Raw genomic sequence first — 20,347 nt, 5'->3', positions numbered from 1 at the left:
TTGAACAGCGCCAGATCAGAGGCGGGGCGAGAAACACGCGTTCTGATACCGTCGGCGCGCGAGGCCGTGCGAGATTGCGCGCAAAGCCATGCGCGATTGCGCGCAAAACGTGCGAAGATAAGCGCAAGCAAGAGAGGAGAGACGCAATGTCAGCTGGATTGGCCGTGTGCCTGGTGTGCGGGGAGCCGCTCGACTACTTCGAGGAGGCCCAGGAGGCGACGTGCCACCTCTGCGGGAAGAAGGAGACGGGGCACTCCATCTGCACCGCGGGGCACTACGTGTGCGACGCGTGCCACCGCGCGGGCGGCGTGGCGTGGATCATGGGCTATTGCACGACATGCGCGTCGAAGAACCCGGTGGAGATCGCGCAGGCGCTCATGGCCGACAAGGCGGTGTTTCCGAACGGGCCCGAGCACCACACGCTCGTGGGCGCGGCGCTCATGACGGCGTACGCGAACGCCGGCGGCGACGTCGACCTCGAGAAGGGGCTCGCCGAGCTGAGGAAGCGCTCGCTGCAGGTGCCGGGCGGCACGTGCGGCTTCTGGGGCACGTGCGGAGCCGCCACGAGCGCGGGGCAGTTCTACTCCATCGTGGCGGGCTCGACGCCCATGACGCGCGACCCGTGGGCGCGCACTCAGCGCCTGACCTCGCTCATCCTGGGGCGCCTGGCCGACCTGGGCGGCCCGCGCTGCTGCAAGCGCACGGGGTTCTCCGCCATCGAGGTGACCGCGGCGTACGTGGGCGAGACGCTCGGCGTGCAGATGGAGATGCCTGAGCGCATCATGTGCGCGCACTACCCGCGCAACAAGGAATGCCTGCGCACCGCGTGCCCCTACTTCCCCGGCTCCTTCCCCTCCTGAGCCTTCCGTTAGTGCTAAAATCATACGGCTTATGCAATGAACCGTACGAGGCGCGCGATGTCATCGGTCGCGGGGCCGCATGTGGGTGCGCGGGCGTCATTGGCCGGCGCGCTCGGAAGGAGCACAACTCATGTCCAAGGGAACCTACTCGTTCACCACCCCCATCTACTACGTCAACGCCGCGCCGCACCTCGGCACGGCCTACACCACCGTCGCCGCCGACACCGTGGCGCGCTACCAGCGCATGAATGGCTACGACGTGTCGTTCGTGACGGGCATGGACGAGCACGGCCAGAAGGTGGCCGACACCGCCGCCGCGAAGGGCATGACGCCGCAGGAGTGGTGCGACTCCATGGAGCCCGCCTTCCGCGAGGCGTGGGACCTGCTCGACATCACCTACACTGACTTCGTGCGCACCACCGAGCCGCGCCACGCGCGCACCGTGCAGAAGTTCTGGCAGGACCTCTACGACCGCGGCTACCTGTACAAGGGCAGCTACGAGGGCTGGTACTGCGTGCACGAGGAGACCTACTACGCCGAGAGCGACCTCGAGAAGAACGAGGAGGGGCAGTTCGTGTGCCCCGACTGCAAGCGCCCCGTGCAGCTGATGGCCTCGGGCGAGGAGAACTGGTTCTTCAAGCTGTCCGACTTCCAGGAGCCGCTCCTCGCGTTCTACGAGGAGCACCCCGAGTTCGTCCGCCCCGAGACGCGTCGCAACGAGATCGTGTCGTTCGTGAGCGCGGGCCTGAAGGACCTCTCCATCTCGCGCTCGACGTTCGACTGGGGCGTGCCGCTGCCGTTCGACGAGGGGCACGTGGCCTACGTGTGGGCTGACGCGCTGCTCGCGTACCTCACGGGCATCGGCTACGGCGACGAGGCCGAGCGCGCGGGCGAGTTCGAGCGCTCCTGGCCCATGCGCTACCACTTCGTGGGCAAGGACATCACGCGCTTCCACTGCGTGATCTGGCCGGCCATGCTCATGGCCGCGGGCCTGCCCGTCACGCGCACGGTGTTCGGCCACGGTTTCCTGCTCACCAAGGGCGAGAAGATGTCGAAGTCGAAGGGCAACGGGCTTCTGCCCGCCGACCTGGTGAAGATCTTCGGCGTGGACGCGTACCGCTACTACTTCATGAGCGACGTGCAGTTCGGGCACGACGGCAACATCTCCATGGAGCGTATGGTGCAGGTGTACAACGCCGATCTGGCGAACACGTGGGGCAACCTCGTGAGCCGCGTGACCAACATGACCAAGAAGTACTTCGGCGCGCAGGTGCCGCGCGTGCCCGAGGGGCTCGCGGGCGCCGAGAACCCGCTGGCCGAGGTGGCGTCGGGCCTGTACGCGGCCTATGACGCGGCCATGGCCGAGGTCGACTTCACCGCGGCCGCCGCGGCGGTGCAGAAGCTCGCCGAGCGCGCGAACCGCTACATCGAGGAGACGGAGCCCTTCAAGCTGGCGAAGGACCCCGAGCGGGCCGACGACCTGGCCTTCGTGATGTACAACCTGCTCGAGGCCATCCGCATCACGGCGCTGTACATGGCGCCGTTCGCGCCGAACACCTCCGCCGAGGTGTTTCGCCGCCTGTCGCTCGGCGACATCACGGCCGTGACCGACATCGAGGCCGCGACCGCGTGGGGGCAGCTGCCCGCCGGCAACGCGGTGGAGGTCGGCGACGCGCTGTTCCCGCGCCTCGACGTGGACGCCATCGACCTGGGCGTGGAGTAGGCGCGCCTTGCGGCGACGCGGCACGTGGCGCGCGAGAGGAGAGGAAGGCTGCCGATGAGCGACGAAGAGCTGCTTGCGGGCGAGGAGCCCCTGTCCGCGGACGACCTGTTCCGCGTGAGGAAGAAGAACGGCGAGTGGAAGGCCGTGGAGACCCCGAAGTTCGGCGTGACGGTTGCCGACGCGCACACGCACCTGCAGTACCTGGCTGACCCGGTGCTCGCCCTCGCGCGCGCGGGGCTTGCCGGCGTGAGCTTCATCTGCACGGTGCTCGACGTGTTTGAGGACGACGAGGAGGTGCTCGACCGCCTGAGGCCGTGGACGCACCAGGCCGCCGTCAGCATGCAGCGCACGGTGCCGTGCTGCTGCGGGGCGCCCCGCCCGCGCGTGCCGCAGGTGAGGGCTGCGGTCGGCTGCCATCCGCACAACGCCGCGCGCTACGACGCCGCGCTCGAGGAGAAGCTGCGCACGTGGCTGCGCAAGCCTGACGTGGTGGCGCTCGGCGAGATCGGGCTGGACTACCACTACGACTTCTCGCCGGCGGCCGACCAGAAGCGCGCCTTCCGCGCGCAGCTGCGCCTGGCGAAGGAGGCGGGCCTGCCCGTGGTGCTGCACGTGCGCGAGGCGCTCGCCGACGCGTGGGAGATCGTGCAGGACGAGGGGCTTCCCGAGGCGGGGGTCCTGCTGCACTGCTTCACGGACACGTGGGAGGCGCTCGGGCCGTGGGTCGAGGCGGGCTGCTCGGTGTCGTTCGGCGGCGCGATCACGTTCGGCGACGCCGACGCGATCCGCGACGCGGCGGCGCGCGTGCCGGTCGGCCAGCTGCTGCTGGAGACCGACGCGCCCTACATGGCGCCGAAGCCCCTGCGCGGGCAGAAGTGCGAGCCGGCGCAGATGGTGTTCACGGCCGAGCGCCTGTGCGAGGTGCGCGGCGCGGATGACGAGGACGCACGGCGCGAGCTTCTGCTCGCGACGCAGAGAAACGCGCTGGCGCTGCTCGACCGCAAGCCGACGGCCTGGCAGGCGGGCGAGCCGCGCTAGGCGGCCGGCGAGCCAGCTGGGGGCCGCGGGCGCGGGCGGCTGCGGGCGGCGAAGGGGCCGCGAGGCAGCCAATGGCGTGGGGCGATGGAGAGCCGCGAGGCGGCGGCGCGACGAGGAGAGGACGAGCATGCATCGAGTCATAGTGGTGGGGTCGCCGCGCGCGAACGGGCGCAGCGCGAGCTTGGCCGACGAGCTGTTCAACGCGTGCATCGACGAGTGCCCGGAGGACGGCGTGTCCATCGTGTCGGTGGCGAGCATCGAAGTGGGGCCGTGCCGCGGGTGCGACGCGTGCCGCGCAGCCACGGAGGCGCCCGACAAGCTGCCCGAGAGCGACGACAACCTGGCCGTGGGGCCTGCGGTGGCGGCGAGCGACGCGCTCGTGCACCGCTGCGTGATCCACGACGACATGACCGAGGTGCGCAAGCACCTCGACGCGGCCGACGAGCTCATCGTGGTGTCGCCGGTGTACTTCGCGGGCGCCCCGGCCCAGCTCAAGTGCCTGCTCGACCGCCTGCAGCCGTACTACTGGTCAGACGTGCGCGCGCAGCCCAAGCGCCCGATGGTCCTGCACGTGGTGGGCGAGGGCGGCGACCCGCACGGCTTCGAGCCGCTCATCGGGTGCGTGCGCTCGGCGTTCGCCTGCGCGGGCTTCGAGCTCGAGCTCGTGCTCGACTGGGTGGGGAAGATCGACGCGGACGGCGAGATCACGGCCGAGGCCGAGGAGTACCCCCTCCCGCCCGTGGGAGGCTTCGCCGCCCTTGACTGGGGTGACGAGTTCGAGGTGGTGGAGGCTGGGGACGGCGCGGATGACGAGGCGCCGGGCTTTGAGCCTGCGCGCGAAGCCGCCGCGTGCGCGAACGGCGGCGGCGAAGCTCGCCAAGCCGAAGCGCCCGCGCGACGCGCATCCTCCGGCTCCCGCGCGCGCCTCTCGCTCGCCGACGCGCAGCCCCAGCAGCCCCCGTCGTCCAAGCCGCGCAAGCAGGGATCCTCCCCGCAGGGCGGCAAGCCCCGGGGCGGCTCCCCGCAGGGCGGCAGGAGCAGGAAGCGCAAGGGAGGCGCGCGCCGTGGGTAGCGCCGAGCGGCTGTCGCCGCTGGCCAGCGTGGCGGCCACGCGCGCGGTGCTCGAGCGTCACGGGCTCGCCACCAAGCACGCGCTCGGCCAGAACTTCCTCGTCAACGACGACGTCCTGCGCAAGATCGTCGCGCTCGCCGAGCTGGACGCCGGCGACGACGTGCTCGAGGTGGGGCCGGGCATCGGCACGCTCACCGTCGCGCTGCTGAAGCGCGCGCGGCGCGTGGTGTCGGTCGAGCGCGACCCCGACCTCCCCGCCGTGCTCGCGGAGACCCTCGCGGCATGGCCTGACCGCTTCGCGCTCATCAGCAAGGACGCCCTCGACCTGACGAAGGGGGACGTCAAGTCCGCCCTCGCGCGCCGCCCTGTCGAGGGCGGGGCGCGCTCCTTTCCCAACAAGCTGGTGGCGAACCTGCCCTATGCGGTGGCGGCCACGGTGGTGCTGGGCTTCTTCGAGCGCTTCGACGAGATCGAGAGCGCCACGGTGATGGTGCAGAAGGAGGTGGCCGACCGCATGGCCGCCGCGCCGGGCAGCAAGAGCTACGGCGCGTACACGGTGAAGCTCTCGATGCGCGCCGAGCCGGCGGGGCGCTTCGCGGTGAGCCCGGGCAACTTCTTTCCGCCGCCGCACGTCGACAGCGCGGTGCTGAGGCTGAACCGCCGCACGCCCGCGGGCGCCGACGGCGCGCCGCTTGCGCCTGAGGTGGTGCGGGCGACGTGCACCATGGCCGACGCGGCCTTCGCCAGCCGCCGCAAGACCATCGCGAACTCATGTAAGGCGTACTTCGCAGGCCGGGGCGAGCAGGGCCGCGCGGTTGCGGCGCACGTCGAGGACCTGCTCGAGAGCGCCGGCATCAGCCCCAAGCGCCGCGGGGAGACCCTCGACGTGCAGGAGTTCGTAGCGCTCGGCGAGGCTTACCTGACCCTGAGGACGAGGTAGCGGTTGAGGGGCACGTCCCTCCCGTCCGCCGAGAAGCGCGCGACCTCGCGGGCGCGCGGCTCGAGCGCGCGGGCGAGGGCGTCCACCTCGGCTTCGTCGAAGTGGTGGCAGTAGCGGAATACGTCCTGCTCGTCCTGCCAGCCCATGAGACAGTCTCCCTCCCCGAGCTCGCCGGGGTCGATCCCGCAGGCGGCGCATCCGCGCGCGGTGGCCGCCGCGGCCTTGGCGCGCAGCCTGCCGCTGCGGGCGAACTGCCAGAGCGCCACGGACACGTGACCGCCGGGGCGCACGTGGCTGGCGAGCGCCTCGAGCACGCGCATGCGCTGTCCGAAGGTCGGCACGTGGTGCATGAGGCCGAACGCCACCGCGAGGTCGCACGCGGGCGCGTCGAGGGCGCGGGCGAGGTTTCCTCCCGCATGCAGCGTGCCCATGACGTCGAGGGGCTGGAAGCGGACGCGCACGCCTTCGGGGAGCGCGTCGCGCGTGCCCTGTGCGACGAGCGGCGCGCAGTTGTCCACGGCGAACGCCTCGACGGGCCTGCCGGCGCGCAGGGCGAGGAAGCGCTCGAAGCGCAGGTTGCCGCATCCCAGGTCGAGCACGCGCAGGGTCGGCTCTGGCGCGGTCGCGGCCACGTGGGCGCCTGCGGATGTGTTTGCTCGCCCGCTCGCCCACGCCCTCTCACCTGCGCCTTTGCGCTCGCCTGCCCGTCCGCGCTCATCCGCGTCTTCCGCGTTCCCCGTGATTCCGCACGCTTCGAGCACGCGCTCCCAGCCCTCCCAGGCGCGTGAGCGCGTCTCGGAGAACGACGCGCTCACGCGCCGGTAGAAGTCGCTGGTGAGGTCGCTGAGCCTCTGTGCGGTGATGGGATCCATGGGCGGCATTGTAATACGTAATGGCCCTCGAAGGCGAGGGCGGGGCTGTGCTATGATGCTCGAACGATGCTTCGCCGCTTCCGGGCAGCTTCCGAAAGGAGGCTGCTTATGGACGTGCAGACAGTTATTGCGCTGTGCGCGATCTTCGCGGTTGTCATTAGTCTCATCGACCTGCTGCGTTAGAGGTTGATGTCAGGCAACGTGCTGAAGGAGGTGACGAACGGCTGAGTGTCTTGGAGAAGAAGCCCCGCTAATGCTTGCAGGCTCGCGGGGCTTAATCACAAAGAACGAAGCTGCCCGGATCGGCGGGGCATCGTTCACCGAGCATTCTAGCATGCCGATATGCCGTTGCCAAGGAGCAGGAGGAAGCCGGGTCGCGTGGAAGTGGCGCTCTTGGAGATAATCGCAGCCGTCAAGGCAGGAGGGTGCCAGGGCCTTGACGGGGACGGCAGGCCGCTTGACGCGGCGTGGCTCGACAAGCTCGTGCGGCGGCGCAACCGCGCCATGCACGACGGCGCGCGGAGCGTGGCGAAGAAGCGGCTTCTGCCGTACTACCTGCGGTGCAAGGCCGAGGACCCGGCGCGTTGGGAGAGCTGGGGCGTCGACGCGGCGTGCGAGGAGCAGCTCGTGCGCCTCCTGAAGGCCAAGCCGCGGCGCACCGCGTCGGGCGTGGCCACCATCACGGTGATCACCAAGCCGCATCCCTGCTCGAGCGACTGCCTCTACTGCCCGAACGATGTGCGCATGCCGAAGAGCTACCTCGCCGACGAGCCCGCCTGCCAGCGCGCCGAGCGCAACTACTTCGACCCGTACCTGCAGGTGACCTCGCGCCTGCGCGCGCTCACCGACATGGGGCACGTGACCGACAAGGTAGAGCTCATCGTGCTCGGCGGCACGTGGAGCGACTACCCGCAGGACTACCAGATATGGTTCGTGACGGAGCTCTTCCGCGCGCTCAACGACGCAGGCGGGCAGGCGGGCTTCTCGCATGGGGCGCTTCGCGAAGAGGGCGTAGCGGGCGTCGTCGCGCGCCATGACAGCGCCGCCCGCCACGCCGCCGCCACCTGCCACGACGTCGCCGCCCGCCACGACGCTGCGGCCCGCGCGTCCTTCTACGCGTCCTGCGGCCTCGCCTGCGACGCCGACGAGCTCGCGCGCCTCACGCGCGCTGAGCAAAAGCGCGTCACCGCGGGCGAGCGCACGTACAACCAGGCCGTTCGCGCGCTCTACGCCCAGGATGCCTGGGAGCGTGCCGCATGCGTCCAACGCGCCTCGTTCGCTGAGCTCGAGCGCGAGCACGCGCGCAACGAGGGCGCCGCGCACCGCGTGGTGGGCCTCGTGATCGAGACGCGCCCCGACCTCGTCACGCCCGAGAGCCTCACCGTCATGCGCCGCCTGGGGTGCACGAAGGTGCAGATGGGCATCCAGAGCCTCGACGAGTCCGTCCTGCGGGCGAACCGGCGCAACGTGACGCCCGCGCGCATCGCGCAGGCGTTCTCGCTGCTGCGCCTGTTCGGCTTCAAGATTCACGTGCACTTCATGGTGAACCTCCTCGGCGCCTCGCCCGCCGGCGACGCGGCCGACTACCGCCGGCTCGTCACCGACGGGCGCTTTCTCCCCGACGAGGTGAAGCTCTACCCGTGCTGTCTGGTGGAGAGCGCGCAGCTGACGGAGCGCTACGCGGCGGGCGAGTGGGCGCCCTACCCCGAGGACGTGCTGGTGGGCGTGCTCGTGGAGGACGTGCTCGCCACGCCCGCCTACACGCGCATCTCGCGCATGATCCGCGACATCTCCTCGGGCGACATCGTGGCGGGCAACAAGAAGACCAACCTGCGCCAGCTGGTGGAGGCGCGCGTGGAGGAGCGCTCGCGCGCGGAAGGCCGCGCCGTGCGCGAGATCCGCCAGCGCGAGATAGCGACGGGCGAGGTCAAGCTCGACGCGCTGCGCCTCGACTGCGTGGCGTACGCCACGTCGGTGGCGCAGGAGCGCTTCCTGCAGTGGGTGACGCCCGAGGGCAGGATCGCGGGGTTCCTGCGCCTGTCGCTCCCGCGCCTCGACGCCCCGTGCCTCACGCCAGAAGAGCGCGCGCAGCTTCCCGTGCATGCGGGCGAGGCCATGATCCGCGAGGTCCACGTGTACGGGCGCGTGGCGCGGCTGCACGCGGCGGGCGAGGGCGCGCAGCACGCGGGGCTCGGGCGCCGCCTGGTGGAGGAGGCGTGCGCACAGGCTCGGGCGGCGGGGTACGTCGCCGTGAACGTCATCAGCTCGGTGGGCACGCGCAACTACTACCGGGCCCTAGGTTTCTCAGATTGCGGTCTTTACCAACGAAGGCCGCTTGCGTAGAATACGGTAATCTCGTCGAAAAGGCGCCGCGGCATCTCGTCGCCGCCGGCCATCCCGTTCCCGCCCCGCCGTTTCCCCACACTCCAGGAGATGCGAACATGAGCATGCAGCAGGCAGACCCCAAGCACGTCGAGCAGACCTACCGCCACATCGCCCTCAAGGTGCCTGACGTCATGCGCACCTGCCCCGGCTTCGAGATCGCGGGGCACCACATCCGCTCGCTCGTGTTCTCCACCGACGTGGCCGTGATCTGCCACTGCGACGCCGACGCGGTGCTGGCGGTCTACCCGTTCCCCAGCCATCCCATCGTGAACAACGCGCTCATCATGGCGTCGGAGCGCCCGGTGTTCGTGGGCGTCGGCGGCGGCGTGACCACGGGCGAGCGCTCGGTCGACCTGGCGTCGCACGCCGAGATGCAGGGCGTGTCGGCGGTGGTGCTCAACGTGACGGCGTCAGCCGACACGGTGCGCGCGGTGGCGGCGCACGTCGACGTGCCGGTGGTGACCACGGTGTGCGGCTTCGACGAGGTGACGCGCGCGATCATCGAGACGAGCGCGTCGATCGTGAACGTGGCGGCGGGACGCGACACGGCGCGCGTGGTGGCGGCGGTGCGCGCCGCGTACCCCGACATGCCCATCATGGCGAGCGGCGGGCCCACCGAGCAGACGGCTGCGGCGACCATCGCCGCCGGAGCCGACGCGCTCACGTGGACCCCGCCGAGCATCCAGGACCTCGAGCATGAGCTGATGAGCCGCACGCGCGAAAAGGCCCGCGCCTAGCGCGGGCTCAAGGGGCCTTCGGGGAAGGGCCGGCATTCGGGAGGGCGGCGCCTGCGGGGGAGGGCTGGGCCGGCCGGCGCCTCGCGCCCCAGCAGCGCCCCGCGTCCCGGCGCCCCGCGTCCTGGCGCCCTGCGCCCTACAGCGCGGCCTTGATGCCGGCCAGGAGCTCGGCGTACTCCTCGCAGGAGGGGATGTCGGGGTTCTCGGCGCGGATGGACTCGGTGCTCTTGAACAGCCAGCCGGCCTTCGACGCGCGGATCATGCCCAGGTCGTTGTGCGAGTCGCCCGCGGCTATGGTGGTCAGGCCCGCGTCGTGCAGGGCGTTCACCGTGGTGAGCTTGGTCTGCGGGCAGCGCATCTTGTAGCCGGTGATGCGGCCGTCCTCGCCGACCAGGAGCTCGTTGCAGAAGATGGTGGGCCAGCCGAGCTTCTCCATGAGGGGCTTGGCGAACTGCGAGAACGTGTCGGAGACGATGATCACCTGCGCGAGCGGGCGCAGCTCGTCGAGGAACTCGCGCGCGCCGGGCATGGGGTCGATGCCCGCGATGACCTCCTGGATCTCGCGCAGGCCCAGCCCGTGCTCCTCCAAGACGCCCAGGCGGAACTCCATGAGCTTGTCGTAGTCGGGCTCGTCGCGCGTGGTGCGCTTGAGCTCGGGGATGCCGGTCGCCTCGGAGAACGCGATCCAGATCTCCGGTACGAGAACGCCTTCGAGGTCGAGGCACACAACATTCATGGGAAAACTCCTTTTCGGATCATCGTCTGTTATCGGGTCGATTATGCGTGAAAAACGTTTCAAGTGCGTGACGCAAGCGGAAAAGGCCAAACCCGGGCGGTAGGCGGGGAAGAGGGACGGGGCGGGGAAGAGGGACGGGGCGGGAAGGGGAGAGGCGGGGCCTGGCGGGGATGGGCTTGGCGAGGGGAGGGGCGGGGTGGGGAAGGGGAGAGGAGAGGCGGGCATCCTCTGCAACCTCTCCGCCGCCACGCTGGGCAACGTCGTGGGCGGCTTCGTCTTCGTGGGGCTCGCGTACTGGTTCGTGTACCATGTGAAGTCCGAGAAGTAGGAAGGGGCAGGAAGGTTCCATGGACGTCATTGACCGACATGCGGAAGGCGAGGTCGTCACGCCGTACGTGGCGCGCCGCGTGAGCGCGGACGGCGCCGAGGCGTCCGAGGACGTAACGGTGCTCGTCGAGCACAGCATGGACGTGTATGTGAACGAGATCCTGACCATGCGCATCGTGTGCACGCCCGACCACCTGGTCGACCTGGTGGTCGGGCGGCTCTTCTCCGAGGGGGTCATCGCGGGGGTTGGCGACGTGGAGTCGGTCTACCTGTGCGAGCACGGGACGCGGGCGCGCGTGATCCTGCGCGAGCGCGCGGCCGACTTCTCCAAGACCGGCGTCGACGTGGTGCCCAGCTGCTGCACGGGCAACCGGTCCTTCAACCGCTACTTCGACGCCGACGAGGCGCCGGCGAAGGTGACGCCCATCGCGTGGGAGCGCGCGTGGGTGTTCGCGGCGGCGCGCGCGTTCGCGCAGGACTCGCCGCTGCACCGGCGCACGTTCGGCACGCACAGCTGCTATCTGCTGGTCGACGGCGACGTCGTGTGCTGCCGCGAGGACCTGGGGCGCCACAACGCGTTCGACAAGGCGCTCGGCGCCGCCCTGCGCGCGGGGGTCGACCTTCGGCAGGTGATGGTGTTCTCGAGCGGGCGCATCCCGGTCGACATGGTGATGAAGGCCATCCGCGCGGGCGTGCCGGTGCTCGCCACGAAGGCCGTGCCCACCGACGCCACCATCGAGCTCGCGCGCGCGTACGACCTCACGCTCATCTGCTCGGCGCGCCCTGACAGCATGCGCGTGTGCCACGACCCGCTGGGGGAGCGGCGCGCAGGTGAGGGGCTCGTGGACGCTGCGGCTGCGGGACGGCCCGCGGATGCGGGCGCTGCGGGGCTCGCAAGCTCGCAAGCCCTCGAACGCGAAGGCGCGTGATGCGCGCGGCCGTTCGCGCGGCCTCCCTCTGCTTCCTGCCCGCTGGGCCGAACGCGCGCGTTTATGCGCCATGCGCGCCGTTCGCAGGGCGCGGGCGCGCGCTCGGCGGCCGATTGTAGGAAAATGCCCACAGGTTTGCTTCGCTTTAGCCGAATAAACCTATTGAATTACTAGACTTTAAGGGTCATACTGACTCGCGAGGAGGGAAGGCGTTCGCCAACGTGCGGGCCGCGGCAGACGGCGCCGGTGAGGCGCAGGCGCGGCGCAGGGTGGCGAGGGCCTTCTCGTCAGGCAAGAAGAGAGGATGGGGAAATGTCGGAAGCGGTTTTGCCGGCGGTTGTGACGCTGGTGATCTTCGTGGCCCTGCTTCTGGGGCTCAAGTTCCTGAACATGAAGGGGAAGTCGTTCACGTTCCGCGTGTTCACGGCGCTCGGCGCGGGCATCGTGCTCGGCATCGGGATGCAGATGGTGCTCGGGCGCGGCACCGAGGCGGCCAAGATCGCGCTTGACTGGATGGCCATCGTGGGCACGGGCTACGTGTCGCTCCTGAAGATGCTCGTGATGCCGCTCGTGTTCGTGTCCATCGTGGGCGCGTTCACGCGCTCGGGCGTCACCAACCAGTTCGGCAAGATCAGCGGCATCGTGCTCGCGGTGCTGATGGTGACGGTCGCCATCGCGGGACTCATCGGCTGGGGCTCGGTGGTGGCCTTCGACCTGGCGGGCGCGAGCTTCACGCAGGCGGCCGACGCGGGCAAGATGGCCACGCTCGAGGCGGGCGCGGCCAAGACCGAGGCGCTCACCATCCCGCAGGAGATCCTGTCGTTCATCCCCACCAACTTCTTCGCCGACCTGGCCGGCACGCGTGACACCTCCACCATCGCGGTGGTCATCTTCGCGGCCTTCCTCGGCGTGGCCTACCTCAAGCTGCGCGGGCTCGACACCGAGGACTCCAACCGCCAGGCTGACTTCTTCGCCAACTTCATCGACGCGCTCTACGGCATCGTCATGCGCGTGGTGCGCATCGTGATCGGCCTCACGCCCTACGGCGTGCTCGCCCTCATCGCGAAGGTGCTGGCCACGAGCGACTACGTGGCGATCCTCGATTTGTCGAAGTTCGTGATCGCCTCCTACGTGGCGCTGCTTCTGGTGCTCGTGGTGCACTCGCTCGTGCTTCTGGGCAACCGCGTGAACCCGCTCACGTACTTCCGCAAGGTGGCGGGCGTGCTCGGCTTCGCGTTCGTGTCGCGCACGAGCGCGGGCGCGCTGCCGCTCAACATCGAGACCCAGCAGCGCGCGCTCGGCGTTGACGCGGCGAGCGCCAACCTGTCCGGCTCGTTCGGCCTGTCCATCGGCCAGAACGGCTGCGCGGGCATCTATCCGGCCATGCTCGCCACCATCATCGCGCCGACGGTGGGCATCAACGTGCTGGACCCGTCGTTCGTGATCATGCTCGTGGCCGTGGTGGTCATCAGCTCGTTCGGCGTGGCGGGCGTCGGCGGCGGCGCCACGTTCGCGTCGCTCATCGTGCTCGGGACCATGGGGCTGCCCATCGAGATCTCCGCGATCCTGGCGTCGGTGGAACCCCTGATCGACATGGGCCGCACCGCCGTCAACGTGAGCGACGCCATGGTGGCCGGCGTCACCGCCTCCAACGTCACCGGCCAACTCGACCGCAAGGTGCTCGAGGACAAGACCGCTGTGGTGAGCTCCGACTTCCTCGACAACAAGAAGGCCGCGTAAGCGCAAGGACGGGGGCGGGTTTCCTTCCCATGGCTTCCTCTTTGCGGTTGAGTCTTCTCGACGCAATCGCAAACGAGGGGGAAGCGCCAGGGTCAAGCGCTCTGGCGGAGAAACCCGCCGTCCGAGTCCCTCAGACGAGCGTGTCGTCCTTGAGCAGGGCGACCATGTCGCATGCGATGATGCGCCGGCGTCCGATTTCGTAGGCGACGAGCACGAGCATGCCGATGACGGCAACGTAGATCAGCGCGATCGCCCAGGGGAACGTGGCCAGGAAGCCAGCTGGCGACTGCTTGCTCAGCATCGTCAAGGCGAGGGCGACGAGGGCTGTGGGGACGAGCGCCAGCCCCAGGGGCCGCGCCGTCGTCAAGAGCGCCTCGACGTAGAGCACCTTGCGCACGCCGCCAGGCGTCATGCCGATGGACTGGTAGCGCGCGAACTCTCGCTTCCTCTGATAAGCGAAGCCGATGGCCTGGGAGAACACGCCGGCGATTCCGATCAGGGCAAGCACTCCGCAAAACCCTCCCGTAATGGTCGCGTAGCCGTTCCAGATTAAATCGGCTTGCGCGCGCTCCTCCGCCAGGTCGACCACTTCGACGTCGGCGCCGACCGACGCTGCGCCGCAGCGCTCGAGCGCCTCGTCAAGGTCGGATGCGCCCAGGCCGTCTCCCGCGCGGAGGTAGATGCGCGCGCCGCCGTCCATCTCATCCGCCAAAGCCTCGTACCCGCATGAGGCGAGGGCGTCGGCCAGGCCCTCGAGGTCCCCGACGCTTGCTCCCTCGACGTCGAGCGTGAAGTCCCACGCCGTGCCGAACCGCTCGTAGTACGTCGCTTCCACGCTCATCTTCGAAACGGTCATGAATGACAGGAAGCTGCCGAATACCAGCAGGGAGAGCACGAGCGCGGCTGTGGTGGATCGCAGGGCGCTGCGCCGCGCGCGCATCGAGCTTCGGGCAAGCTCGCCCTCGAAGCCGAACGGCTGGCGGAGGGAGGTTGGGGGGCGGGCATCGCGGCGGCGCCGGGTCGAGGGCCCTTCCTCCTCTGTCGCGCGAATCGCCTGAAGGGGAGGGACCTTCGCCGCGGCGCGGGCGGGCATCCCCGCGGAAGCGATCACGGTGAGGACCACGAGCGTGAACGTGAGGACGGCGAGCAGGGGGTGGTAGCGAAAGGCGCTCTGGGCAGCTTGGACAATGTCCGCGCGCTCAGCCAGGCCGATGGCGCCGAGGACGAACGCCGCGCCGCAGGCGACCCCGCCGATGACGCCCAGGGCTGCTGGCGCAAGGCTCACCGCGAGCGACTCCCTCACCAGGGCCGAGCGAATCTGGCGCGAGGTTGCTCCCACGGTGGCCAGGATGCCGATCTGATGGACGCGTGAGCCCATGGAGACGGCGAACGCGTTGCTGATTATCAGCATGAGCGCGATGCAGGCGAGAACCATGACGAAGAGGTAGAACAGGCCGACGAGCATCTCGCCGGCAAGGCGGTCTTGCAGGCCGGTGCCGTTCGCGGCCGCCTGCGCGGCGGCGTCCGCCCAGAAGTTGTAGAGCACCGTTGCCAGCATGGACAGGAGCAGCGCGCTTATGGCGACGGTAGCTGCGATGATGCGGTTTGAGGCGCGAGTGCCGCGCACGAAGTCGAGCGCCAGCCTTGACGTCATGGTGATCACCGGCACCTTCGGTCGCCGACGACGCAGCCGTCCTCCAAAGTGACGATCCTGTCGGTTGCCAAGGCCACCTCGTCGTCGTGCGTCACGATGACGGTGGTCTGGTGGAATCGTCGGTTGGCCAGCTTGAGCAGGTCGACCACTTCCTCCGATGACCGGCGGTCGAGGTTCCCCGTGGGCTCGTCCGCGAGCAGCAGGAGCGGTCGGTAGATGAGGGACCGGGCGATGGCCACGCGTTGCTGCTGCCCGCCGGAAAGCTCGGCAGGCATGGCGTCGAGCAGTCCGTCGATGCCGAGCGCATGCGTGATCTCCTCGAGCAGCCCGCCTTGCGGCTGCCTGCCGTCAAGCAGCAGCGGCATGAGGATGTTCCGGCGGACGTCCACGGTGGGCACGAGGTTGAAGAACTGGTAGACCAGCCCCACCTTCCGCCGTCTGAACAGGGCTGACTGGGTTGCGTCGAAGCTGGTCACGTCGACGCCGTCGATCAGCACGGACCCCTCGGTGGGCTTGTCGATGCCGCCGAGCAGGTGAAGCAGCGTGGACTTTCCCGATCCCGAGGACCCGACGATCGCAACCAGCTCGCCGCTCTGGATCGTCAAGTCGACTCCCCTCAGAGCGAACACCTCCTGGCTGCCGCGGCGATAGGTCTTCTTCACCCCGACGCATTCTACGATAGACATGGGCTGCCCTTTCTTCTTCGAGCCTTTGTCGGGAGTGAAGAATACATGCCTTAGGTGACACGAGGGTGACAGCGGGCCTGATGGTAGATTCTGATCTCGAACAGGGCGCCCTTGCCAGCTGCGTTGCGGGCTCGGATGACGCCGTTTTGCCGCTCGATCAGCTCGCGCGCGAAGGCGAGGCCGAGCCCCGTCGAGGAGGACATGCCCGGTTTCGCATGCGAGGCGCCTCGGTAGAATCGCTCGAAGAGGTGGGGCAGATCTTCGGGTGCGAACCCCGCGCCTTCGTCAGCCACGCGCATCTCGAGGTAAAGCGGGTTGTCGCGATACGCGGCCCTGACGACGCTGCCGCGCGGGGCGTGCTCCACGCAGTTCTTCATCACGTTCATGAGCGCCTCGCAGATCCAGTGCGCGTCGGCGAGCACCTCCGCATCGCCGTTGTCCTCTACCTCGATGCGCACGCCGGCGCTGCCTGCTATCTCCTCGAGGCTGTCGGCCGCCATGCTCAAGAGCGTGAAGGCGTCTTGCGGCAGCGGGTGCATCTCCAGCGCTCCCGAGTCCATGCGAGCGAGCAGGAGCAGGTCGTCTTGCAGCTTGATGAGCCGCTTGGTCTGCGCTTCGAGCGAGTCGGCAATGCAATCGAGCTCCAGGGAGTCGAGAGCGCGGTCGGCCTCGCGCGCCGTGCCGTCTGCGCACGCGGCTTTGCCTGCGTATCGCTTGAGGCGTTGCTCGGCGAGCAGCTGGGCGGCGAGCGGCGTCTTGAGCTGATGCGCGATGTTGTGCAGGTTGTCGGCGTAGGATGCCTTCGCCTCGTCGGCTTGCGCGCGGGCATGCCTGAGCGCCGACACGGTTTTGACTATCTCGTCTTGGAGCTTGGAGAGGGCGTCTTCCCCGGTCGGCGTGAGCGCGGCGGCGCGGCCGAGGGCGGCTCGCTCGAGGTAGGAGGCCGTCTCGAGGAGCCGCTTGTCCTGGCGTCGCCGCACGCATCGGGCGGTGACGGCGGCGCCGAGCGCAGCGGCGAGCGCCGCGCATCCGATGCAGAGCAAGGCGATGGCTGTCGGCGAGGCGAAGGCGCCCCCGGTCATCGTGGCTCCTCCATGCGGTAGCCAAAGCTCCGCACGGTCTTGATGCCGTGCTCGTCGCCGAGCTTCGCACGCAGCCTCTTGACGAGCGCAGTCAGCGCGTTGTCGCTCAAGTGCGCGCCGTCTGCGCCCCAGAGGGCGCATTTGAGGTGCTCGCGCGTGACGATGCTGCCCTTCTTCCGCATCAGCAGCGTCATGAGGCGAAACTCAAGCGATGTGAGGTCGATGGGCGAGTCGCCGATGAACGCCGAGCCTGACGCTGCGTCCAGCAGGAAGGGGCCGCATTCCAGGCGCTGCGCAGGGTTCGCGCGCCGCAGCAGAGCGCGGATGCGCGATTCCAGCACGTTTATGTCGAAGGGCTTGGTCACGTAGTCGTCGGCGCCCGCCTCGAGCCCGGCGACGATATCAGCGGGATCATCGCGCACGGTGAGCATGACGATGGGCAGCTGCGCGCTTCTGCGGCGCGCCCAGCGGCAGATCGACGCGCCGTCGTCGTCAGGGAGGGACCAGTCGATGACGAGCGCGTCGGGCAGCCGCTTCGCCAAGGCGTTGCGCGCTGACAGCCCGTCGGGAAACGTGAGGACGCGAAGCCCCGCCTCCTCAAGCGCGGCGCTGACGAGGGCGGCCATGTCCTCGTCATCCTCGATGTACCACAAGGTGCCTTCCATGCTCGTCCTCACTGACGTTGGCTTGAGCTAGCTGCCATTATAGCGGCGAGCGCGGGGAGCTGCGAGACCACCACGCCGGCGAGGATGGTCGCCACGCCGGCGGCCTGCAGCGCGTCAACGCCCTCGCCGACGACCAGAAACGTCAGGATGATGGAGCAGGGCAGCTCGGCTGACGCCAGGATGGTGGAGATGCCGCAGGGCAGCTGCGGCGTGCCCAGCCCGAACAGGATCACGGGCAGAAACAGCGCGAAGAGGCCCTGCACCAGGCCGTAGGGCGCGATCACCGCCACGGTGCCGCCCGGTATGAACGTCGGGCACACGGCGTTCGCCAGAAGCGCCGCGCCCGCGCACACGATGAGCCCGCGCTGGACGGGCGGCATCTCGGTCTCGACGCGGCTCGAGAAGAACATGAACAGCGCGCAGCTCACGGCCGAGACGAGGCCGCACGCCACGCCGACGGGGTGGTAGCCGACTTCAAGCTCGGACGAGAGCAGCCCGCTCGCCAGGAGCGTGCCTGCGACCACCAGCGCCGCGGCGGCCAGCTCGGCAGCGCGCGGCGGCGTGCGCGTGACCAGCATCTGGATGACGAGGCCGATCCAGGTGAACTGGAACAGAAGCGTGATGGCCGCCGCCACCGGCAGGTACGCGAGCGATATCGAGTAGAAGATGCAGGTGCAGCACGTGGTCATGCCCGTGCCGACCAGCTTGAGCGCGCCGGACGCGCTCACGGGCGCGAGCCTTCTCCCGCGCGCGAGCTGCACGGCGAGCAGCGCCGCGAACAGGAGCGCTCCGAAGGTGGCCTGCCCGGCGGTGGTCTGCTGCCAGGTGAAGCCGGCGGCGTACTCGACGCGTATGACGGGCGCCATCGCGCCGTAGCACGCGCCGCCTGCGAACACGAGCAGCGCGCTGGCGAGCGGACTCGGCCTCATGCGCGGCGCGCCTCCTCAAACCGGCGCATGACCTCGCGCACGGCCCACACCACCGAGATGCCCACGGCGATGCCAAGCGCGAACTGCAGCGTGAGCAGGGCGAAGTCGGAGAATGCCGCCCAGTCGGCGCGCACGGCGGCGTTCATGGCGTAGAACAGCCCGCGTCCGGGGACGAGCGGGATCACGGCGATGATGAAGAACAGGGCGCCCGGTGCGCGGTAGTGGCGCGCGAGCAGCTCGGCGTAGACGGCCGAGAACGCCGACGCGATGAGGCAGGGGAAGAAGATCCCCTCGATGACCTGGCCGCATGCGAGGTAGATTCCCCAGCTGAGCACGCCGCCGACTGACGCGGGGACCACGAGCGGCCCGCGCAGGTTGAACAGCAGCGCGAACCCGGCCGAGGCGGGCAGCGACACGACGAGCTGGATGATCGCGTCCGCGAGCGGGTCTGTGCTGCGCACTGCTGCCGCGAGCGCGCTCGCGTCGGTGAGCCAGAGCGCCGCCATGAACCCCAGCGCCAGCGCCGTGGCCCACAGCAAGCTCTCCACCAGGCGCATCACGCCGGTGACGGTGTCGCCGGCGAGCATGTCGCGCGCGGCGTTGGTCATGGCGATGCCGGGGATGAGCAGCATGATGTCGCCGATCATGATCATGTCGACCGACACGCCGGGCACCACGCGCGCGGTCATGCCGATCCCGAGGCCCGCCACCAGCGCGGCGGCGAAGTTGAACACGATGTTGTTGGGGGAGAGCGGCTTCAAGCGCTCCATGAGCCAGCAGATGAGCACGGCGAACACGGCCGAGATCACGCCGTCGAGCAGCGCCCCGCCGAAGAACATGGCGAAGCTCCCCGCCGCGAGCACGCCGCCTGCGTACAGGGCGCGCCGTGGGAAGGGCTCGCGCGCGATCGCGCTGATGCGGCGGCTGAGCTCGTCTCTGGGGACGGGGTGCGCGCAGCACTCCTCGGCGAGGCGGTTGAGCTTCTCGAGCTTGCCGAAGTTGGTCTCGCCCTTGGTGTCGATGCGGCGCGTGAGCGTGACCTCGCTGCCGTCGGGGTTGGTCATGGTGACCATGATGACGGCGGTGATCACGAACGCGTGCATCTTGCGCGCCCCGTAGGCGCGCCCCATCCGGTCGAGCGTGCGCTCGACGAGGCTCACGTCGGCGCCTGCGACCAGCATGAGCTCGCCGATGTCGAGCAGGCAGGGGAGCACCGCGCTCGCCGGCGCGGTGTCGCAGGCAGGGGCGCCGGCCGCAGAGTAGGTGCCAGCTGCGGGCGCGGCGGCTGCGCAGGCGGGGACGCCCGCCCGCTCGGGCGAGCTGGCGCTGCCGCTCGTGGTATGCGTCGTTGGCTTCATGGCGTGCATTATACCGTGTGTGCCGCGCGCAGTGCCCGCGCACGCGGCGTTCATGTCCCCGGGCAGCGCCGCGCGCTTGCATAATGTGCGAATCTGATAACGCGTCTCCCGCGGTTGCGCGGGAGTGCTTATAATGGAGTCACCTTCAATCTCATCAAAGACAACAGCAGGTAAACGCACATCATACGAACAAGAGGTTGGCTTTCGTGGGCACGTATTCCGAAGAACACTACACTCAGGGCGGGAACCCCCAGGGCGCGCGTCGGGCAGACGGCGCCGAGGCGGGCGCGCAGCAGCGCCCCACCGGCTCGCGCGGCAAGGTGACCTCGCGTCCCTCGCGCGACAGCATCTTGCAGTCGTACGCCGCCCAGGACGCCGAGCGCGCGCGCAACGCGCGCATGTACTCGCAGGCGGTATCCCAGGTGTACCAGGAGAGCGCGTCGCGTGCGCAGGTCCGCGCCGCCCAGCGCGCCGAGCTCGAGGCGCACCGCCGCGAGCGCGAGGTGGAGCTGGCCGCCCAGCGCGCCGCGCGCGAGGCCAGCCGCGCGGCCGAGCGCGAGGCCGAGGCGCAGCGCCAGGGCATGCAGACCCAGGCCGGGCGCGCGGCGCGCCCG

19 protein-coding genes are annotated in these 20,347 nt (G+C 69.5%); 11 read left to right on the top strand and 8 right to left on the bottom strand.

All coding sequences use genetic code 11. The features are described from left to right. Positions 1 to 146: 146 nt before the first annotated feature. From G7Y49_RS08755 to rsmA, 5 genes are all read left to right on the top strand, one after another. Positions 147 to 860, top strand: a complete 714-nt coding sequence (locus G7Y49_RS08755) for a DUF5714 domain-containing protein (RefSeq protein ID WP_165172987.1) — start codon at positions 147 to 149, stop codon at positions 858 to 860. Between the two features lie 130 nt (positions 861 to 990). Next, a complete protein-coding gene (gene metG / locus G7Y49_RS08750; protein WP_165172985.1) occupies positions 991 to 2,583 on the top strand; it encodes a methionine--tRNA ligase in 1,593 nt (530 codons plus the stop codon). A gap of 54 nt (positions 2,584 to 2,637) precedes the next feature. Continuing rightward, on the top strand, positions 2,638 to 3,621 hold the full coding sequence (locus tag G7Y49_RS08745; RefSeq protein ID WP_165172983.1) for a TatD family hydrolase: 984 nt from the start codon (positions 2,638 to 2,640) through the stop codon (positions 3,619 to 3,621). Between the two features lie 127 nt (positions 3,622 to 3,748). Further along, positions 3,749 to 4,693, top strand: coding sequence for an NAD(P)H-dependent oxidoreductase (locus G7Y49_RS12295; RefSeq protein ID WP_165172981.1), 945 nt, complete (start codon positions 3,749 to 3,751; stop codon positions 4,691 to 4,693). Next, a complete protein-coding gene (gene rsmA, locus G7Y49_RS08735) occupies positions 4,686 to 5,633 on the top strand; it encodes a 16S rRNA (adenine(1518)-N(6)/adenine(1519)-N(6))-dimethyltransferase RsmA (protein ID WP_241157354.1) in 948 nt (315 codons plus the stop codon). Before G7Y49_RS12295 ends, rsmA begins: the two co-directional genes overlap by 8 nt. On the opposite strand, the gene G7Y49_RS08730 is transcribed toward rsmA, so the two are convergent. Next, complete coding sequence (locus G7Y49_RS08730; protein ID WP_165172977.1) at positions 5,609 to 6,505, bottom strand: class I SAM-dependent methyltransferase; 897 nt, start codon at positions 6,503 to 6,505, stop codon at positions 5,609 to 5,611. The two genes, rsmA and G7Y49_RS08730, sit on opposite strands and share 25 nt — an antisense overlap. A gap of 378 nt (positions 6,506 to 6,883) precedes the next feature. Between G7Y49_RS08730 and G7Y49_RS08725 the strand changes: the two genes are divergently transcribed. After that, entirely contained in the window at positions 6,884 to 8,848 is a 1,965-nt protein-coding gene (locus G7Y49_RS08725; protein ID WP_241157353.1) for a tRNA uridine(34) 5-carboxymethylaminomethyl modification radical SAM/GNAT enzyme Elp3, read from the top strand. 98 nt (positions 8,849 to 8,946) lie between these two features. After that, on the top strand, positions 8,947 to 9,627 hold the full coding sequence (locus G7Y49_RS08720) for a dioxygenase (RefSeq protein WP_241157352.1): 681 nt from the start codon (positions 8,947 to 8,949) through the stop codon (positions 9,625 to 9,627). Between the two features lie 136 nt (positions 9,628 to 9,763). Here G7Y49_RS08720 and thrH read toward each other — a convergent pair whose 3' ends face one another. After that, on the bottom strand, positions 9,764 to 10,363 hold the full coding sequence (gene thrH / locus G7Y49_RS08715) for a bifunctional phosphoserine phosphatase/homoserine phosphotransferase ThrH (RefSeq protein ID WP_165172973.1): 600 nt from the start codon (positions 10,361 to 10,363) through the stop codon (positions 9,764 to 9,766). Positions 10,364 to 10,559: 196 nt separating this feature from the next. On the opposite strand from thrH, the gene G7Y49_RS12370 reads away from it, so the two are divergent. From G7Y49_RS12370 to G7Y49_RS08700, 3 genes are all read left to right on the top strand, one after another. After that, positions 10,560 to 10,691 (top strand): hypothetical protein, encoded by a 132-nt coding sequence (locus G7Y49_RS12370; RefSeq protein ID WP_255465933.1) that lies wholly within the window; start codon positions 10,560 to 10,562, stop codon positions 10,689 to 10,691. 19 nt (positions 10,692 to 10,710) lie between these two features. Then, positions 10,711 to 11,619, top strand: a complete 909-nt coding sequence (gene fdhD, locus G7Y49_RS08705) for a formate dehydrogenase accessory sulfurtransferase FdhD (protein ID WP_165172971.1) — start codon at positions 10,711 to 10,713, stop codon at positions 11,617 to 11,619. Between the two features lie 312 nt (positions 11,620 to 11,931). After that, a complete protein-coding gene (locus tag G7Y49_RS08700) occupies positions 11,932 to 13,359 on the top strand; it encodes an L-cystine transporter (RefSeq protein WP_165172969.1) in 1,428 nt (475 codons plus the stop codon). 130 nt (positions 13,360 to 13,489) lie between these two features. On the opposite strand, the gene G7Y49_RS08695 is transcribed toward G7Y49_RS08700, so the two are convergent. From G7Y49_RS08695 to G7Y49_RS08670, 6 genes are read right to left on the bottom strand one after another with little or no spacing between them, the layout of a single operon-like run. Continuing rightward, positions 13,490 to 15,013, bottom strand: a complete 1,524-nt coding sequence (locus G7Y49_RS08695) for an FtsX-like permease family protein (protein ID WP_165172967.1) — start codon at positions 15,011 to 15,013, stop codon at positions 13,490 to 13,492. Positions 15,014 to 15,018: 5 nt separating this feature from the next. Next, complete coding sequence (locus G7Y49_RS08690) at positions 15,019 to 15,699, bottom strand: ABC transporter ATP-binding protein (protein ID WP_165172965.1); 681 nt, start codon at positions 15,697 to 15,699, stop codon at positions 15,019 to 15,021. A gap of 50 nt (positions 15,700 to 15,749) precedes the next feature. Continuing rightward, complete coding sequence (locus tag G7Y49_RS08685) at positions 15,750 to 16,781, bottom strand: sensor histidine kinase KdpD (RefSeq protein WP_165172963.1); 1,032 nt, start codon at positions 16,779 to 16,781, stop codon at positions 15,750 to 15,752. Continuing rightward, positions 16,778 to 17,446, bottom strand: coding sequence for a response regulator transcription factor (locus tag G7Y49_RS08680; protein ID WP_165172961.1), 669 nt, complete (start codon positions 17,444 to 17,446; stop codon positions 16,778 to 16,780). The genes G7Y49_RS08685 and G7Y49_RS08680 overlap by 4 nt, the downstream gene beginning before the upstream one ends. Positions 17,447 to 17,454: 8 nt before the next feature. Beyond that, positions 17,455 to 18,375, bottom strand: a complete 921-nt coding sequence (locus G7Y49_RS08675) for a DMT family transporter (protein ID WP_165172959.1) — start codon at positions 18,373 to 18,375, stop codon at positions 17,455 to 17,457. Next, positions 18,372 to 19,733, bottom strand: coding sequence for a threonine/serine exporter ThrE family protein (locus G7Y49_RS08670; protein ID WP_165172957.1), 1,362 nt, complete (start codon positions 19,731 to 19,733; stop codon positions 18,372 to 18,374). The genes G7Y49_RS08675 and G7Y49_RS08670 overlap by 4 nt, the downstream gene beginning before the upstream one ends. Before the next feature lie 206 nt (positions 19,734 to 19,939). Between G7Y49_RS08670 and G7Y49_RS08665 the strand changes: the two genes are divergently transcribed. Further along, positions 19,940 to 20,347 (top strand): hypothetical protein (locus G7Y49_RS08665; protein WP_206214609.1); only part of this gene is annotated, 408 nt, incomplete at its 3' end.

This window comes from Adlercreutzia sp. ZJ242, assembly GCF_011038995.1.
In the GTDB taxonomy this organism is placed as follows: Bacteria; Actinomycetota; Coriobacteriia; order Coriobacteriales; family Eggerthellaceae; genus CAAEEV01.
Note: the sequence above shows the minus strand (reverse complement) of the source record. Positions and strands in the feature narration are given on the sequence as shown.

What these genes read in the sequence shown, in the direction of transcription:
- G7Y49_RS08755 (WP_165172987.1), top strand. Translation starts at nt 147, where the DNA reads ATGTCAGCTGGATTGGCCGTGTGCCTGGTGTGCGGGGAGCCGCTCGAC.
- G7Y49_RS12295 (WP_165172981.1), top strand. Translation starts at nt 3,749, where the DNA reads ATGCATCGAGTCATAGTGGTGGGGTCGCCGCGCGCGAACGGGCGCAGC.
- metG (WP_165172985.1), top strand. Translation starts at nt 991, where the DNA reads ATGTCCAAGGGAACCTACTCGTTCACCACCCCCATCTACTACGTCAAC.
- G7Y49_RS08700 (WP_165172969.1), top strand. Translation starts at nt 11,932, where the DNA reads ATGTCGGAAGCGGTTTTGCCGGCGGTTGTGACGCTGGTGATCTTCGTG.
- G7Y49_RS08685 (WP_165172963.1), bottom strand. Translation starts at nt 16,781, where the DNA reads ATGACCGGGGGCGCCTTCGCCTCGCCGACAGCCATCGCCTTGCTCTGC.
- G7Y49_RS08690 (WP_165172965.1), bottom strand. Translation starts at nt 15,699, where the DNA reads ATGTCTATCGTAGAATGCGTCGGGGTGAAGAAGACCTATCGCCGCGGC.
- G7Y49_RS08675 (WP_165172959.1), bottom strand. Translation starts at nt 18,375, where the DNA reads ATGAGGCCGAGTCCGCTCGCCAGCGCGCTGCTCGTGTTCGCAGGCGGC.
- G7Y49_RS08670 (WP_165172957.1), bottom strand. Translation starts at nt 19,733, where the DNA reads ATGAAGCCAACGACGCATACCACGAGCGGCAGCGCCAGCTCGCCCGAG.
- thrH (WP_165172973.1), bottom strand. Translation starts at nt 10,363, where the DNA reads ATGAATGTTGTGTGCCTCGACCTCGAAGGCGTTCTCGTACCGGAGATC.
- G7Y49_RS08730 (WP_165172977.1), bottom strand. Translation starts at nt 6,505, where the DNA reads ATGGATCCCATCACCGCACAGAGGCTCAGCGACCTCACCAGCGACTTC.
- G7Y49_RS08695 (WP_165172967.1), bottom strand. Translation starts at nt 15,013, where the DNA reads ATGACGTCAAGGCTGGCGCTCGACTTCGTGCGCGGCACTCGCGCCTCA.
- G7Y49_RS08720 (WP_241157352.1), top strand. Translation starts at nt 8,947, where the DNA reads ATGAGCATGCAGCAGGCAGACCCCAAGCACGTCGAGCAGACCTACCGC.
- fdhD (WP_165172971.1), top strand. Translation starts at nt 10,711, where the DNA reads ATGGACGTCATTGACCGACATGCGGAAGGCGAGGTCGTCACGCCGTAC.
- G7Y49_RS08745 (WP_165172983.1), top strand. Translation starts at nt 2,638, where the DNA reads ATGAGCGACGAAGAGCTGCTTGCGGGCGAGGAGCCCCTGTCCGCGGAC.
- G7Y49_RS08680 (WP_165172961.1), bottom strand. Translation starts at nt 17,446, where the DNA reads ATGGAAGGCACCTTGTGGTACATCGAGGATGACGAGGACATGGCCGCC.